Below are 16,314 nucleotides of genomic sequence, written 5' to 3'. Positions count from 1 at the left end.
TACATTTTGAACTAGGTGTTTCAATGTAAAGTACAGCTATAAAAGTATAGATTAATTAACTGGCTTTAAAGCGTACATTAGCGCACGACAAAATACGCTAAATTTGTTTTACTGTTGCGCATCAGTCTTTAACCTTGAGAGTAAAAATGATCAAGCCATTCTCACAAGCGTGTGAAAATAATAAACAGCCTATTTTAGCGCAGTTAAAACCTGTGTTAGCGAATGCCAAAACGGTGCTCGAAATAGGCTCAGGTACAGGTCAGCACAGCGTGTACTTTGCTCAGCAGTTGCCGCATTTACAATGGTATAGCAGCGACAGAGCGATTAATCATGAAGGTATTAATTTATGGCACCGCGAGGTTAATTTAACCAATTTACATACTCCCCTTGAACTTGACTTAAACAATGCGTGGCCAATAGATAAAGTGGATGCTATTTACACGGCTAATACTTTTCATATTGTAAGCTGGCAACTTGTAGAGCATTTTTTTGCGGGTGTAAAACAGCATTTAAATGACCAAGGCATAGTATGTATTTACGGGCCATTTAAATATAAAGGCGAGTTTACTAGCCAAAGTAATAACGACTTTAATCGCTTTTTAATAGAGCGCGACCCACTTAGCGGTATTAGAGATTTTGCAGCAGTTGAGCTATTAGCAAAGCAAGCAGAGCTAACGTTAATAAGTGATATAGCCATGCCTGCTAATAATCAGTTACTGATTTTTAAACGGCAGTAATGCGCTGCATTGATCTTTATAAATATTAATATGCTGGCGTTCACGTTTTAAGTAATCGCTAATTGCGTTGCTAAAGTCATTATCAACTATATGGTGAGCTGAGTAGGTTAATACAGGGGCAAAACCGCGTGCTATTTTATGCTCACCTTGTGCCCCTGAATGAAAACAGCTGAGGTTATGCTTTATTGCAAACTCAATCCCTTGGTAATAGCATAGTTCAAAGTGCAGAGAATCTACCTCTTCGCTTGCCCCCCAATACCGCCCATACAGTGTATCTGCTCCTATTAGACTAAGGGTTGCGGCAATAATAGCGTCCTCTTTTTTGGCTAGCATAATGACTAGCTTGTCGGCCATTAGCGCATGTAAAAGCTTAAAAAAGGGCATATTTAAATAGCCTAAGTGGCCAGAGCGTTTTAAATAAGTACGTTGATAAAATTCGCAAAATAGCTGCATAATTTCAGGCGTAATTTGCATCCCTTGCAGCCATTCAATAGTAATGTTTTGTTGAGTTATTTTGCTGCGTTCTTTTTTTAGTGATTTACGCTTACGTGAATTAAGCGTATTTAAAAAATCGTCAAAGCATGTTAAGCCTTTATTAAACCACTGAAATTGCACACCCACTCTAAGCATAGCGTGTTGCTCAGTGAGGTGTGTGGCTTGGGCTAAGTTGCAAAAATTAACGTGCCAACCAGACCAGCCTTGCTCTTTGCTGTGCAGGTTTAGTAACTCTGTAATATATTTATACACTAAACTAGGATTGCTGTGCTCTATAGCAATACGGCTACCTTCAATGGGACAAAATGGCACACCGCATAACCATTTAGGGTAGTACTCTAAGCCATGTTTCTCGTATGCTTCTGCCCAGGCCCAATCAAACACATATTCACCGTAAGAGTGGCTTTTTAAATAGCCAGGTGCCAGTGCAATAATATTTTCGCCCTCAAAAATAGCTAAGTGATAAGGCTGCCAACCACTTTGTTGATTAACACACTGACTTTGCTCTAATGCGTATAAAAAAGCATGTTGGGTAAATGGCTCGTCGCCAAACAAACGTTGCCAATGCGCTCGCTCTATTTGATTAATACTACTAAACCATTGATGCGAAAATGTCGCCATTACTACTTACCTTGTGCGTGTTCTACGTTTTTTATAAAGGTGCTTATTTGTTTTTTAAGCTCAGGAAAAAAGGGGTTATAGGTTAATCGTTGTAAGGTGGGATATTGCTTTAAGTTAGCAGCGGTACGTTCTCCAAATTGCGGGCTTTTTGTGGTTTTACAGGTTTTATATAACTTTTCGCCGCCAATAAAACTGCCGCAATTACGATAAGAGGCACTAATACCATAATGCGGATTTTGTGGTGAGTTAACAATGGCAATATGCGATATACCATGGATTTTTAGACATGCTTCGCTGGCACACTGCGGATTTAATACTCTGTAATCTGCTGCAAAATTTGGGGGTAAAATAGTGCTGCTACCATAAAGCACTAGGGTATCGAGTTTTTTATAGCGACTTAAATTAGTATTATGTAGTGCATTTAATAATTTAAGGGTGGCATGGCTATCAATTGTCGCGTCAATATCGCTTATTACGCTAAATACAGGCAATGCCAAAGCAGGGCGCTTACTTAAGTTTTTAATGCTAACCAATGACATTGCATCATATGAGGCTGCTGCAGCATTGAGTGGAAACGACTCATACTTAGCAAAATCAACATCGGCGTCTTTATCTATCCAATTTAAAAATGGGATTAAATCAAGCCACTTGGCTATCCAACCTTGTTTATTATGCGGCTCGGAGCCCGGTGAAAATAACATAAGCGCCGTTATTTTTGATGAAAGCGCTTGCGTGGTTGCATAGTCTATAAGTAGTGCGGCCCCCGTAGAGTAGCCCCCTAAAATAACCTCATCAAAGTCTTGTGTTGTGCGCTCTATAGCGTAACGCACAGCTTGTTGCCATTGCTGTAGGTCTACATCTTGTAACGCACTAGCAGCACTGCCGTGGCCGGGTAACAAAATAGTGCGTACGGTATAACCTTGCTGATAATACACTTGGGCTAAATCGTGATAGGTAAAAGGAGAGTCGGTAAGGCCGTGCACGAGTAATACCGCTTTTTTACTTTGTGAATGTTTTAACTCAAAAGGAGCAATAATGTCGGCAATAGTGGGGTTAGGCTTACGACTGCCTTGAGTAACTAGTTGCTGATACGTTTGAGTAAATACAGGGCATGGCATAGCAGCGCGAGGATTAGCTACACTAATATACTGATACGCATGATTGAGGTAGCTATTAAATGGGGCACGCGCTTGGTAATCAAAATACGCTTGGTGGTGATCCTTTGTATAGCGTAATAGGCCTTGCTGTTTACTCTTTTTAATAAATTCAAAATCGCTTGCCTGCGTAATACAATTTTCAGCGACAGCTAAGTGAGGCAAAAAGCTAAGCATACAAGTTAAAAATATTTTTAAAAACACACTATTATTGTTCATAAACCACTGCATATTGAGCAAGACACTCGGTTAGCTTAATTAGTTCAAGCGGTTTTGCAAGGTGTTGATTAAAACCAACCGCCTGAGCGTGTGCTTTGTCTTCGGGCATAACGTCGGCAGTTAAGGCAACAATTGGCAGTTCCTCAGCCGTTTTAAATTGCCTGATTAGGGCCGTTGCTCTATAGCCATCCATTACTGGCATTTGGCAATCCATAAGCACGAGGTCAAAATGCTGTTTTTTTATAATATTAACTGCAAGCTCACCATTTTCAACAACCTGTGGCACAATTTTTAGTGAGCCAAGCATGGCTTTTATAACCATTTGATTAACCGGGTTATCTTCGGCCACTAAAATTTTTAAAGCGGCTATATTAGTATTATCTGTAGGTTTTATAAGAGGTTCTTGCGCTTTAACCGTCTCTATTTCTAATGTAAATGTAAAAGTAGAGCCTTTATCAAGCTCGCTATGTAGCGCTATATTTGCATTCATTAATACACTAAGCTCTTTGGCTATGGCTAACCCAAGGCCGGTGCCACCAAACTGCCGAGAAGTAGAGTTATCGGCTTGAGTAAATGCACTAAATAACTTTTCATGTTGAGTTGCTTTTATACCTATTCCGGTATCAATAACGGCAATTGTTAGCTGTGCTTTATTGGGCGCAATAAGTTGCGTATCTACATTTAAAGTAACACTGCCAGCGTTAGTAAATTTAATAGCGTTACTGCATAAATTAAGCATTATTTGCTCTAATCGCATTGGATCGCCAACAAACCAAGTGTCTTTAGGGATGTTGCTATTTATTTTCCACACAATTGCTTTGCTTGCAGCACTTTGTTCAAACATAGTATTAATGCGCTGAATAAGTGCGGTTAAATCAAATGGAATACGTTCAAGCACTAGCCGTTTTGATTCAATTTTAGATATATCGAGAATATCGTTTATCAAATTTAATAAGCTTTTAGATGACTCGAATTCAAGTATTAAGTGCAATCATTATGCAGCCACCAGTATTTCTGATTGCCCCGTAAATAATTCATGAGGGGTTTTATACCCTCTTGTTTTTCTTGGCCGATGGTTGAGCTTATCAACTGCCGCCTGTATCTCTGCTTCACTTAGCGCCATAAAGTCAGTTCCCTTGGGGAAGAAGCGTCTAAGTAAGCCGTTGGTATTCTCATTTATGCCCCGCTCCCATGATGAATAGGGATGAGCGAAATACACATCAGCTTCTAATGCTTGTGCAACATGCTCATGGTGAGCAAACTCTTTTCCATTATCTAACGTCACGGTAATAACCCTATCTTTATATGGTGTCATACACTTGATCAGCGCATCGGCTGTTATTTTCGCATGCTTGCTTTCAATTCTGTGAACGACTGTATATAACGTTTTACGTTCAACCATTGTGACAAGCGCATTTTTACGCCCTTTACCTATCACTGTATCGCCCTCCCAATCACCAATCCTAGACTTTGAATCCACAATACTTGGGCGTTCATCAATGCTGACTCGATTAACTATCTGTCCACGTTTATCATAGCTTCCATAGCGTTTTTTATACTTTTTACATGCACGAGTGAGTGTCTTATGTAGCTTGCCACCACGAGCCTTGTCTCTGTAAATATATTGATAAATTGTTTCATGATGTAAAACGACCTGTTTCTCTAAAGCTAAGCGGCCTGCCACTTGCTCAGGGGAAAGTCCGTCATGCAACAATTTATTAATCCAGTGAGTGACGTCCTCTGTTAACTTACTTGCTTTGAAAGATGACTTACGTCTTTGTTCAGCAAAGTTATTGGCTTGGTTAGGCCGATAGCCTTTAAGTCCTTTATTGCGTTTTAGCTCTCTAGAAATAGATGACGGTGAACGAGTTAGTTCTTCAGCTATCTGCTTTTGGTTATTTCCTGCTTTTATTAACGCGTAAATCTGGTATCTTTCTTCTTGTGTCAGCTGTTTATATTTCATTAAAGCAATTTCCTTTGGCGAGAAAATGGCCGAATTATAACAGCTGGCCATCTAATCTGAGAAATTGCACTTATTATCCGAATTTAGGTATATTTATTGTTTGAACAAACTCTTTAAATTTTTACTATAGGTACGACTGACTTTAAGTGTTTTACCACTTTGTAATACAGCCGTGTATTCAGAGTTTCTAAGTGGGTTAAGTTGCTTTATATGGCTTAAATTTACAATCGTTGATTTATGTATTCGCAGGAAATCTTCAGGCAAGGTGTTTTTTTCAAGCTCTTTTAAACGCGCCCGCATTACGTGTGTTTCAGTAGGTGTGTGTACACACATATAATCCCCCGCCGCATCAATCCATAAAATATCTTTAAACGGAATAATTTGAATTGGGTTTTTAGCATCTTGAATAACTAAATTCTCAGCTTCAAACTTATAGTCAGAATTACCCGCCACTTCAAGTGGTTGCGATTCATTGATCACCAGCGATTGGTGCACTTCAATAAGTTCGGTTTTTCTGTTTAGCTTTTCTGTTTTAATAACTCTTTCAATGGCTTCTGCAAGGCGAGCTAACTTAACGGGCTTAAGTAAATAATCCAGCGCCCTCACCTCAAAAGCTTTAACAGCATGTTGATGAAATGCCGTAACAAAGATAACCGCAGGGCAGCTCTCTGGTTGAAAATGTTTAATTAATTCAAAACCTGACTTTGTTGGCATTTCTATATCTAGAAACACTAAATCTACATCATATTCGTTAAGTACTTTAATTGCTTCATCAACACTTTGTGCACTGCCAATCACTTCAATTTCAGCAAAGGCCTCTAAACGAATACGCAACCCTTCAATAGCGCTGTATTCATCGTCAACAAGTAATGTTTTTAATTGAATCATTATTGCAAACCATTAATAGGAAGAGAAATACAAAGCCATGCGCCGCCTGATTTGCCATTGCCTTTCTCAATGCGATGGCTATTTCCATACATTAATTTTAAGCGTTGCTCGCAATTAGCCAAGCCAATGCCCCTTTTCGATTTTTTATTATCGTCAAACCCTTTACCAGTATCTGCAACTTTAATGAGCAATGCGGTTTTTGTTTTTTCAACTTTAATTGTGATCACCATTTTTTGATCTGCTCGCATACCATGTTTTAACGCGTTTTCTACCAATGGTTGAATTAATAAAGAAGGTATTAATAAATCGTTGCATGGTTCATCAACGTTAATATTAACCTCTAACCGGTCAGTAAATCGACATTGCTCTATATCTAAGTAAGTTTTTAAAATGGCAATTTCTTCTTTAATCGCTACTTTTTCAAGCGGATCGGTATACAAACTATGGCGCAGAAGATCACAAAGCTTTTCGAGCATATTCACTGCCTGCACACTTTCTTTTTTTAAGATTAAGGTGCAAATAGCATTAATGCTGTTAAACATAAAGTGCGGATTAAGCTGATATCGAAGCATTTTAAGCTGTGATTCTTTAGCAAGGTGTGTCGCTTCTGCGGCTTTTTGAGTTTGCTCTAAATTGTCGAGATATATTTTTATCCCGTAATAAAAAGCAGTCCACGTTGAGAGCATAGTTAACGATGCAGACGTCCATGTACCAAAGTCAAACCATGTCATTGAAAGCCACCAATTGCCATATAACCACTGCAAAGACGCCCATTTAATTTGTGTCCAAATTAATGTGGCAGTTAACAGCAGCACTAGGTGCAGTGCTATTTTAACTTTAATCCCTTGCCTATTTGAGCAGTTATAAGCCCTTCTTAAAAACAAGGTGATTAAAAAGCCACACGCTACATCAATAACTAAATGCGGAATATGTATCGACCATGGCTCGTCGCTTGGTATTTTTATCATTAGCTCGGTCAGCATTGCATACACAATCCAACCGCAGCTCTGAAACAACCAGAAAAGATGACTTCTGGGATTTTTGGAATTCAAATTAATACGTCCAACTTTAAAGGCAGTTGAATAGCTTACTTATTATCAACTGCCTTTGCCTTATTTATTTTGAGCACGTGATTGATAATGCGTCATTATTAGGTTTTGTAGTCAACGCGATATCTGCAACTGCTAAACTTAAACGCTGAGCTGAAATACGAATTACATCTGACATGGATTGTTCAATCAGTTCGCTATCGGCGCAATTGAGTGCGATTGATAAAGTATGCCAGCGCTTATCTGCCATTGTTTTTTCAAACGATGAAAAATCAATACTTCTTAAACAGTTATCTAAATTACACATTACTTGTAACTGGGCACCTTGCTCTGGAGCTTTATCTAATCGCATCTTTAGTTCAAGGTAACCTGATTTAAATTTGCGTTCGAGTAGCGTAGGTTTTAAGTAACTTAGGCTAAGTGTTGCATCTGAGGATTGAGATTGCCACTTAAACTGCCTTGCATCCTCTTGATACGATAAATTAACCGATTGCATTAACAAACTTTTTTTATCGCCACTGGTGGCCGATGAACCACTAGTTAAAACCTTTGCTGTTGTATCAGCTAACGCCCAAGTGAGATTTTTAGCTAAACTTTTTACAAACAATGGGTGTGCATCGCTTTTAACGATTTTTTTAGGGCTTGTAGTTTCACTCACAACAGGTATGTTTACTGTGTCTTGATAAGTTAGCCCGTAGCCATAGGCAAAGAGCGGGTCGTAATTTGCGTCGCCTAAGTTAAGGCTAAATTGATCGTCGTATTTAGGCCACGAAAAACTCAACTTACCAGTAAAATCAAACTGGCTGTTACCGTTTTTATCTGTTAGTAATACGTCTGCAACTCCCTCACCCTCAGAGCCTGGTAACCATGCAGCAACAAAGGCATCTGATGCATTGAGCTCTTTATTGACCCAAAGCGGGCGACCACTTAAAAATACGGTAACTACCGGAATATTGTCTGCCTTAAGTTTTTTCAGCAGTGCAAGAGCGTGTTTGCTTTCATGCTGAAACTCTAGCATTTCTATATCACCAAACCACTCAGCATAAGGTTCTTCACCAATAACAACAATGGCTACATCTGGCTTGGTTTTATATTCACCAGACTCACTTAAGCTTATTTCACCGCCTGCTTTTAATACTTGCGACTTTAAACCTGCATAAATAGAGGTCGCATTTGGAAAGTCGCTATTAGTATTGTCTGTGCCCTGCCAAGAAACGCTCCAGCCACCGGCTTGCATATTGATTGCATTGGCGCCTTTACCGGCAACTAAGATGCGACTATGCGCTTTAATTGGCAAAACGTTTTCGTTGTTTTTTAATAGAACGAGTGACTTGCGAACCGCTTCTCTTGCCAAAGTACGATGCTCATTAGCGCCTAACCACTGCGGGTGTTGTGATTCAGGTCGCGCTGATGGTTTACCCTTTGTAAACACCCCCCAGCGGATTTTAGCCCTTAAAAAGCGTCTAACCGCATCGTTTATTCTTGATTCGGCTATTACCCCCTCTTTCACTTGCTTAACAGTATTATGATAAAAGGCTTCAAAATGCTCTGGCACCATGATTACATCAACGCCCGCGTTAATTGCTTGCGCACATTGCTCTAAATCGCAGCCTTCTACAAACTTATGCGCATTCCAATCGCTTACAACAAAGCCATCAAAACCTAACTGGTTTTTAAGTACATCCGTTAATAAATGTTTATCGCCATGTACACGTTTACCATTCCAGCTATTGAAGGATGCCATAACGGATTGCACTCCCTCATTAATCGCTGAAAAGTAACCTGGGCTGTGAATATCTCTTAACCCTTTTTCATCAATTAGCGTATTACCGCGGTCAATACCTCGCTCAGTTCCTCCATCTCCCACAAAGTGCTTAGCGGTGGCAATACGGTTACTGCCTTTTAAAAAGTCAGCGCCTATGTCACCTTGAATACCAGTCACCATGTTACCCGCATAGTATTTAACTAAGTCAGGATCTTCTGAATAGCTTTCATAGGTTCTCCCCCAGCGATCATCTCTGACAACCGCTACTGTGGGTGCAAAACTCCACTCAATACCCGTGGCCGACACTTCCTTTGCTGTTGCTTGCCCTATACGTTTTATTAAATCGCCATCGCGCGCTGCGCCTAAGCCAATATTATGCGGAAATAACGTAGCACCATACACATTGCTATGCCCATGCATGGCATCGGTCCCCCACACCGTCGGGATCGCAATACCATCTATGGTCGAATCCATAGAGGCTAGGTACATTTCATCTGCGTATTTTAACCAAGTAGCTTGATCCGCTCGTTTGTTACCATAAGGGGCGGTATTCCCGCCATTTAGATAAGAGCCAAATCCATACTTTTTCATTTGCTCTACACTTAAATAGCCAATTTCTGGCTGTATCATTTGCGCAACTTTTTGCTCTATAGTCATTGTTGCGAGCAGTTTATCAATCTGTTTTTCAACGGCAGGATCACGCTTAAGTTGTGTGTTCACATAAGGCCAATTAACTTGCTGATTGTCTTTACTCAATACATTTTGGCAGTTGAACATGCCAAAAACAGGCAATAAGCAAAGTAATAATTTAGGGTGTTTTATTTTCGACATTTAAAACCTTCGAGATTAAATACTGTTTTATAAATACGGATTGATTAATTTAGTGTGGAATATATTCAATAAAATCATAATATGCCCATGAAGGGGTGCCGTAGTATTGACCCGGAAAGTAATTTCCTTGAGTCGAGTTGTCACCATTCCACTGGTTAATCATTATTTTTGTTTTATCAATTGGCCACGCATAGCTGGGAATTTCATTATTAGCTATTACGCCATCCCCATTGTCTTTGTACATCACTCTAATTGTTTTCTCGTTTCCTTGTGAGTCGAAGAGATACCAACGAATTGATGAACTTGACCAATCAAAGCCAATGGTTAATAAGTTTTCTCTGTAATCAAGCCCGAATTGGCTTAAATCAATATCCTCTTCCCAGCTTTGATATGTGCCTCCTTGGGGCTGGTAGATAACATTGGTATGAACGACATTGCCTAAAGAAGGTAATAGTTCGATATCTATCTCTTGCCACGCACGTCCTGGCGAATCCCACCATGAGGTGTAAGTAAAAATAGAAGACACGGTACCGGCGATATTGCCCGACTTAACACTCCCTTGTACCTTACCAAAACTATAAAAGTGATTACTTTGCAGCTCAGCACACGCACCTTCTGATAAGGAAAGAGTGATGCCGTGTTGACTTGGATTAATCATTCCTGGAGTAAATTCGCAGCCAAAAGGCGAGCCATTATCGCCACTACGTGCACTCCAAATACGAGTGTCAAATCCCCACGAAAAATCGTCTTTAAAATAGTTAGCGTGTGTGCCGGGTGAAATAACTATAAGGCCAGCAACCAAGGTTGAAATTAGCTTCGTTTTCATTATTAAATTCCTTATTTAATCAAGCACCTCCTACAGTACTCTAGACTGTAGGAGGGTAATTTTTTACTCGGTTATTTAGAATGAGAAACCCGCTCTCATGCCGTAGTATCTCGGCATGCCAAAGCTGCCTTTGGGGATCCCTTTGCCAGTATTATTCCAGTATTGAATAGTTTCATCTGAAGCATTATTAACAAACACTTCTGCAAACCAGTTTTGTCCTTGCGGCTCATACTTAATAGAGGCGTTAAATACGGCAAACGCATCGCGGCTATCATCGATATATTTTGTTGCTTCATCTGGCACTTGAAAATCCATGTCATCTAAATGTTTATCAACATTCCATACCGTTGAGTACGACTCATCTTTCCAACTGGCATTTAACCATGCGTGAACAAAACCATACTCTCCTAAGTTGAGTGTATGTGTGTAACTGATATTGGCGGTAAACTCAGGGGTCATTGCTAAATTATTCCCCTTAAGATTGGTAGCTAACAGGGTATTTTCAGGATCTTTTGATTCTTCATAAGAAATATCAAACAGATACTCCGCGTCGTAATCCCATTTAGTATTCCAATCTTCAGTAACTTTTGCATCAGTCCACGTTACGTAACCACTAATTCGACCATTTGGATACGGCTTCCAATCAAACTCAAGCTCAATCCCTTTTATTGTTGAGCCAGGGACATTTTGTGTGTAATAAGCAATGACAGGTTTGTTTTGAAAATCAAGAACAGGCTCGCCATTACCGTCTAAAACGGGAGAGCCATCCTCATCTTCGACTACAGATAAGCGCTCAACATTACCGATAGAGCCCACTGATGCATATTGCATATCGGTGTAGTCAGTATAGAAAAATGCCGCTTTTAAGTTTAATGAGTTATCAAAAAAGCTCGATTTAGCCCCTAATTCCCAAGTAAGTACTTCTTCTGGATTAAACTTGGTTTCAAAACGAGTAACGTCACCGGTTCTGTCGTTTACCACTTCGTAAACATCACCAATACCACCGGCTTTAAAGCCACTGGCAAGATAGGTATAAACCATGGTTTCAGGTGAAATGTCATAATCTAAACCGACACGAAAATCATGGTGTTTCCAGCTTCCCTTATTGTCGTTTTCAAAGTACGACGCATAAATAGAAGGGTCTTCGTAGTAATCAACAGGAAGGTTATTTAAATCAGTTCTATTTAACCAACCTACGGCGCAGCCATCAGCATTAGAACAGCGATAGGTTTTTCCGCCTTTATCTTCTTTTGTTTCATCACTAAATCGATAGCCAAGTGTTAGGTGTAACTTTTCAGTTAAGTTGTATGTACCTTGGCCAAATAATGCGAGGGCATCGGTAGAACGATCGGGTTGATCCCAAAACGCTTTGTCATCCATAGGGTTATCGTAATAACCTAAGGTTTTTGTTCTTTCATGAAAGTAATTTATACCTGCAATCCAGATAAAGTCGCCATATTCATCAGATTGTATTTGCAGCTCAGTTGAAAAAGATTCTGCGCCAGTGCCGTCTAAAAAGTAAGTTGCGCCATCCCAAGGGTCTAAACCTACTTCACTATCTTGTGCTGAAGAGCGTTCCATATCTTCATAGCCCAATAACCAGACAAGTGAATATTCATCGTTTATGTTGTAATTAAGGGTGTTTCTTAAGTACGTGATATCTAAATTAAGCTTACCGGGCACATTTACAACCGCCTGATAAGTATTATCGCTGGGTAAAAAGTTAGTGCAGTCTCCCCCTAGTTCAGCACTTCTGCCACGAATTTTATCGCAGTTAACTAAATCTAGGTTGTTATTGCTATCATTTACATACTTTTGAAAAACGGTGTGGTTTGAAAAATTACCATCTAAAGGCTCCCATAGGGTGCTAACTCTAAATGAATATTCATCTGCATTATTGTAAAAATTGCTTTTATCAGCTGGTGTTAGTGCGCGAACTTTTTGCGCTTCAGGATCTGTGCCAGCGCCATCTATCCACCAGTTTTCTCGTTGGGTAATTGTTTGACCCACGCCTTGATAAGAATCTTCAGAGATTACCGGCGCATTAAGAATATCGTCGCTTAAGCGTCTTGAGTCATATTGGTTAGGATCGTAATACCCTTCTAAATAAGAATCCCGTTTCAAGCCTTTTCCTGAAAACCTAACGGCAAATTCATCATTAATAGGAATATTTAAAACGGCATCAATATTTTTACTATTAAAGTTTCCCGCTTCGATACTAACGTTGCCATATAAGTTGGTAAACTCTGGTTTTGCTGAAATAACATTGATACTACCCACCGTTGAGTTACGACCAAATAGGGTGCCTTGTGGGCCCCTTAGTGCTTCAACTCTGTCTATGTCGTACATCAATGCAAGGGCGCCTTGCATACGTGGTGAGTAAATACCATCAAGGTGAACACCCACAGCCGGATCGCCAAGCTCAGTAATATTGGTAGAGCGTACACCTCGCATAGAAATAACCGGCGCAGCTTGATCTGTTGCAGTTGAAATATCTAAGCCAGGAACTAAGTTAGCAATATCCTTAACGCTATTAACACCGTTTCTTTTCAGCTCGGCTTCAGTTAATGCTGTAATGGCAACAGGTGTTTCCATTAGTCTTGTTTTGCGCTTAGTTGCTGTTACCGAAATGATTTCTAATGAAACTGTTTCTTTTTCTGACGCTTGCTTTTTATCCGTAGAAGCTTCTTGAGCATTCAATGGCATTGAACAAGCCAGCGCAACGGCTATTGATAGTGCTGTTTTATTTATTGTGTGCATGTTCGACCTTTTGATGTATTTAAACGTTAACTTTTATGTAACAACTTCACAGTATCCATAAGGTCTTTTTGAATGCTAGTCAAATACGCCAAAGCGAGTTAGATACAATACAAGCCGAAATTAAACCTTGAACAATAAATAAACTTACTTCTTGATTTAGCATCGACGGTAAAAATTCTCGCATGAAAGTAAAACTTGCGACCGATGTCATGAATACAAAGAGAGTGAATATAATCACTGAACGATGAAAAAAGACATGACATAATTTGATATTGCAGTGGCATAGTTAACCTTTCTAGCTCAGATGTTGTATTACTAGAACTTCCTTGCAACTCTAAGTAACCTGAGATCTGCTTAAGCGATAACTAATGCATTGAACTCTACGTCAGTTAAATTAAGGTGTTGCTTATTTTCTTTTAAGCAATAAGCCACCAATCCAGCCACTAAATTCAACATAAAACCGTTCATACTCCGATGTCTCGAATGTTCAATGAAGTAGAGAGTTAAAACGTAATAAAGGACTTAAAGGCTATCGGCCTAATCAAGCTAATAATTTTGCTGAACAAAAACGCAAGTCATCTTTCAAAGCACGTAAATTAACCGACGACGTTACTGACTGGATTAATCAATTGTTGCATGACGGGCTTTCCCCAGAGCAGGTGGCAGGCCGCTTAGTTTTAGAGAAGCAGGTCGTTTTACATCATGAAACAATTTATCAATATATTTACAGAGACAAGGCTCGTGGTGGCAAGCTACATAAGACACTCACTCGTGCATGTAAAAAGTATAAAAAACGCTATGGAAGCTATGATAAACGTGGACAGATAGTTAATATTCTTAGGTACCAATACTATTTTCTATTATCAAAAAATACATAGTATTGATACTAGACACTATAAAGATAATTTAGAGATCAGGTGTTTACCCACGGGCAATTTTGCATTTTTTAAAAGCCGCTGAAGGCGTTTATCATCGCGTGTCGCAAGTTCAACATGACACAGCTCAGACAAGTATTGCTGCGGGCTCCATTGTTCTTCTATCGCTTTTTTGCCCAGGGTATTCCACTGTTGAAGCATGGTGCTAAGCTTTAATTGTTTCAGCATTAAAGGTAACGAGGCCGTGAAGTTATCCATGTAGGCCTCCCGGTATCATGCTGCTATAAGCGCTCAAGCTGTGTTGCTTTATTGTTATTTTGGGTATGTTTGATGCAATCACTAAAAATTGCGCTTCACATTCTCGGATGGCCGGTAATTGTCGCTGAGTAATTGACGCTGCTACAAATCGTCCTAATTGACGTTCACACCCACTTTGCTTCGCTAAATGGAGCAATTTCACCATGTAATAGCTCGCTTCATCCGCTAAAAGGTGGGCATTAACGTATTCCCAAATAGCTTTGTAATTGTCGCTTGGAAGTAAGTCGTCACGTAGTTGTGAGTAGCGAAATGCCAATGGTTTTTTAACCAGTGCGTCAATAACATGCAAGTAACTAATATTACGTGCACGGCATCCTTTAGAAGCATAGACACGCGCTAACGTTTGAACTAAATCGCTGCCATAGTGCAGCTCTAAACGGTTGTCATATAAACGAACCAGTAATCGGCTACCAATAAGGCGTGACGGGACGCTATAGGTAACACGTTTCAATGAAATAGTACTCGTACGTGACACCGTTAGATAATGCTCGGTGTAATTGACGCTCATCGTCCGTGGTAAAGCATGTAATTGTCGCTGCTCTACTGCGTATTTATCACTTACACGGCGATTACGGCGAGCTACAATGTCGGCAACAAACGATTCATAGACTTCTCTTGTCTGAAAGTCATAACTACCACGGATTTTTAATGCTTGCTCCAGTTGCGATTTAAGATGCCCATGAGGGCTCTCAATAGCCCCATTTTCATGCGCAATACCGCGGTTATTGCGGGTCGCTTTAAAGCCATAATGGGTGACTAATTCATTAAAGCGCTCTGTAAAATCGTTATCATTAGTGTGATTACGATAGGCGGCACTCAGACTGTCTGTACGCACTTCTTTAGGCACACCGCCGGCTGCTTTAAATGCGTTTTGCACGCCATCAGAAAAAGCAGCAAAGCTTTCACCGCCGTAAATCACTTGGGCGTAAGCCCAGCCACTGGCGGGCATACGATAATGAAACAACATATGCTTTAGGGGTTCACTAGCAATGGTAACGGGTGACTTCACATGTGTAAAATCACACATACCTAATAGGCCATACTCGTGTGTTTGCAGGAATACGACCTCTTTACTTGAGCCATACAGTGCCCGCCATTTATGAATTCGACGCTCTAATGTACGCCGTGAGCTAGGGTTAAATTTGTCGGTGTGAAACTCGCAAAGGTGATCAAAAATTCCCACCGGAGTTAACGTTGCATCACCTTGAAGTAGAGGGACAACAATACTGTCCCAGATAGACTCAAGTGGATCTATACGCGTTCGCCATTGGCGTTTATTAGACAATGGCTGCTTATCCAGTTTATCAATGCGCCTTGCTGAACGTTCTGAAATACCTGCTTTCGCAGCCGCGATAACTTGGCTATTACGCTTTCTATGTTTCATATAAATAGTGACCTGCTGATCAGTGATTCGTGTTCCCGGCACAGTGAACTCCTCCGTTCTGCTGTACCGAACCTTATCAGATCAACCGGCCAAGATAATTGTCGCTAGACCGGCCACCGTAATTGTCGTTTAATAAACACCACGGTTGATTCTATATTAGCGATACAGCTTAAGTTCCCTAGTTGATGCTTAACAAACTGCTCATAGCTTTCTAAATCATGCGCAATTATTTTTAGTAAATAGTCGTAACTTCCCGATATTACCGAACACTCTAGCACATGAGTGAGCTTTTCTACGTGTTGCTCAAATTGCCGGGCAGCACTGGCCGAATTTTGATTTAAACGTACAAATGCATACACCAAAACGTTTAGTTTAAGTGCCTTGGGGTTAATAGCAGCGTGGTAGCCGGTAATAATACTAGGGCGTGTT

At 40.1% G+C, this 16,314-nt stretch carries 11 protein-coding genes and 3 pseudogenes; 1 reads left to right on the top strand and 13 read right to left on the bottom strand.

The features are described from left to right. The first annotated feature begins 146 nt into the window (after positions 1-146). The gene (locus tag CIK86_RS13210; RefSeq protein ID WP_086997522.1) at positions 147-737 is read left to right on the top strand and encodes a DUF938 domain-containing protein; all 591 of its coding nucleotides are present in this window, start codon (positions 147-149) and stop codon (positions 735-737) included. On the opposite strand, the gene CIK86_RS13205 is transcribed toward CIK86_RS13210, so the two are convergent. From CIK86_RS13205 to CIK86_RS13145, 13 genes and pseudogenes are all read right to left on the bottom strand, one after another. Next, on the bottom strand, positions 714-1,853 hold the full coding sequence (locus tag CIK86_RS13205) for a GNAT family N-acetyltransferase (RefSeq protein WP_086997519.1): 1,140 nt from the start codon (positions 1,851-1,853) through the stop codon (positions 714-716). The genes CIK86_RS13210 and CIK86_RS13205 overlap by 24 nt on opposite strands. A gap of 2 nt (positions 1,854-1,855) precedes the next feature. Beyond that, positions 1,856-3,226, bottom strand: coding sequence for an alpha/beta fold hydrolase (locus CIK86_RS13200; RefSeq protein ID WP_086997516.1), 1,371 nt, complete (start codon positions 3,224-3,226; stop codon positions 1,856-1,858). Next, a pseudogene (locus tag CIK86_RS13195) lies at positions 3,216-4,193 on the bottom strand (ATP-binding protein); the annotation flags it as partial. The pseudogene CIK86_RS13195 and the gene CIK86_RS13200, both read right to left, overlap by 11 nt. A 27-nt stretch (positions 4,194-4,220) precedes the next feature. Continuing rightward, complete coding sequence (locus CIK86_RS13190; protein ID WP_096317079.1) at positions 4,221-5,189, bottom strand: IS30 family transposase; 969 nt, start codon at positions 5,187-5,189, stop codon at positions 4,221-4,223. Between the two features lie 93 nt (positions 5,190-5,282). After that, positions 5,283-6,077 (bottom strand): LytTR family DNA-binding domain-containing protein, encoded by a 795-nt coding sequence (locus CIK86_RS13185; RefSeq protein ID WP_086993641.1) that lies wholly within the window; start codon positions 6,075-6,077, stop codon positions 5,283-5,285. Next, the gene (locus CIK86_RS13180; protein ID WP_086993644.1) at positions 6,077-7,060 is read right to left on the bottom strand and encodes a histidine kinase; all 984 of its coding nucleotides are present in this window, start codon (positions 7,058-7,060) and stop codon (positions 6,077-6,079) included. Before CIK86_RS13180 ends, CIK86_RS13185 begins: the two co-directional genes overlap by 1 nt. A gap of 133 nt (positions 7,061-7,193) precedes the next feature. After that, the gene (locus CIK86_RS13175; protein WP_086993638.1) at positions 7,194-9,722 is read right to left on the bottom strand and encodes a glycoside hydrolase family 3 protein; all 2,529 of its coding nucleotides are present in this window, start codon (positions 9,720-9,722) and stop codon (positions 7,194-7,196) included. Positions 9,723-9,771: 49 nt separating this feature from the next. After that, on the bottom strand, positions 9,772-10,548 hold the full coding sequence (locus CIK86_RS13170; RefSeq protein ID WP_086993636.1) for a family 16 glycosylhydrolase: 777 nt from the start codon (positions 10,546-10,548) through the stop codon (positions 9,772-9,774). 75 nt (positions 10,549-10,623) lie between these two features. Continuing rightward, a complete protein-coding gene (locus tag CIK86_RS13165; protein ID WP_086993633.1) occupies positions 10,624-13,308 on the bottom strand; it encodes a TonB-dependent receptor in 2,685 nt (894 codons plus the stop codon). 354 nt (positions 13,309-13,662) lie between these two features. After that, positions 13,663-13,800 (bottom strand): annotated as a pseudogene (locus CIK86_RS19400) (IS982 family transposase); the annotation flags it as partial. 401 nt (positions 13,801-14,201) lie between these two features. After that, complete coding sequence (locus tag CIK86_RS13155) at positions 14,202-14,441, bottom strand: ATP-binding protein (protein ID WP_254910707.1); 240 nt, start codon at positions 14,439-14,441, stop codon at positions 14,202-14,204. After that, a complete protein-coding gene (gene istA / locus CIK86_RS13150) occupies positions 14,434-15,927 on the bottom strand; it encodes an IS21 family transposase (protein WP_086993630.1) in 1,494 nt (497 codons plus the stop codon). Before istA ends, CIK86_RS13155 begins: the two co-directional genes overlap by 8 nt. A 62-nt stretch (positions 15,928-15,989) precedes the next feature. Next, a pseudogene (locus CIK86_RS13145) lies at positions 15,990-16,301 on the bottom strand (Lrp/AsnC family transcriptional regulator); the annotation flags it as partial. Positions 16,302-16,314 lie beyond the last annotated feature (13 nt).

This window comes from Pseudoalteromonas sp. JB197, assembly GCF_002332205.1.
Classification (GTDB): Bacteria; Pseudomonadota; Gammaproteobacteria; order Enterobacterales; family Alteromonadaceae; genus Pseudoalteromonas; species Pseudoalteromonas nigrifaciens.
Note: the sequence above shows the minus strand (reverse complement) of the source record. Positions and strands in the feature narration are given on the sequence as shown.

What these genes read in the sequence shown, in the direction of transcription:
- CIK86_RS13200 (WP_086997516.1), bottom strand. Translation starts at nt 3,226, where the DNA reads ATGAACAATAATAGTGTGTTTTTAAAAATATTTTTAACTTGTATGCTT.
- CIK86_RS13180 (WP_086993644.1), bottom strand. Translation starts at nt 7,060, where the DNA reads ATGCTGACCGAGCTAATGATAAAAATACCAAGCGACGAGCCATGGTCG.
- CIK86_RS13165 (WP_086993633.1), bottom strand. Translation starts at nt 13,308, where the DNA reads ATGCACACAATAAATAAAACAGCACTATCAATAGCCGTTGCGCTGGCT.
- CIK86_RS13175 (WP_086993638.1), bottom strand. Translation starts at nt 9,722, where the DNA reads ATGTCGAAAATAAAACACCCTAAATTATTACTTTGCTTATTGCCTGTT.
- CIK86_RS13170 (WP_086993636.1), bottom strand. Translation starts at nt 10,548, where the DNA reads ATGAAAACGAAGCTAATTTCAACCTTGGTTGCTGGCCTTATAGTTATT.
- CIK86_RS13185 (WP_086993641.1), bottom strand. Translation starts at nt 6,077, where the DNA reads ATGATTCAATTAAAAACATTACTTGTTGACGATGAATACAGCGCTATT.
- CIK86_RS13210 (WP_086997522.1), top strand. Translation starts at nt 147, where the DNA reads ATGATCAAGCCATTCTCACAAGCGTGTGAAAATAATAAACAGCCTATT.
- CIK86_RS13190 (WP_096317079.1), bottom strand. Translation starts at nt 5,189, where the DNA reads ATGAAATATAAACAGCTGACACAAGAAGAAAGATACCAGATTTACGCG.
- CIK86_RS13205 (WP_086997519.1), bottom strand. Translation starts at nt 1,853, where the DNA reads ATGGCGACATTTTCGCATCAATGGTTTAGTAGTATTAATCAAATAGAG.
- CIK86_RS13155 (WP_254910707.1), bottom strand. Translation starts at nt 14,441, where the DNA reads ATGGATAACTTCACGGCCTCGTTACCTTTAATGCTGAAACAATTAAAG.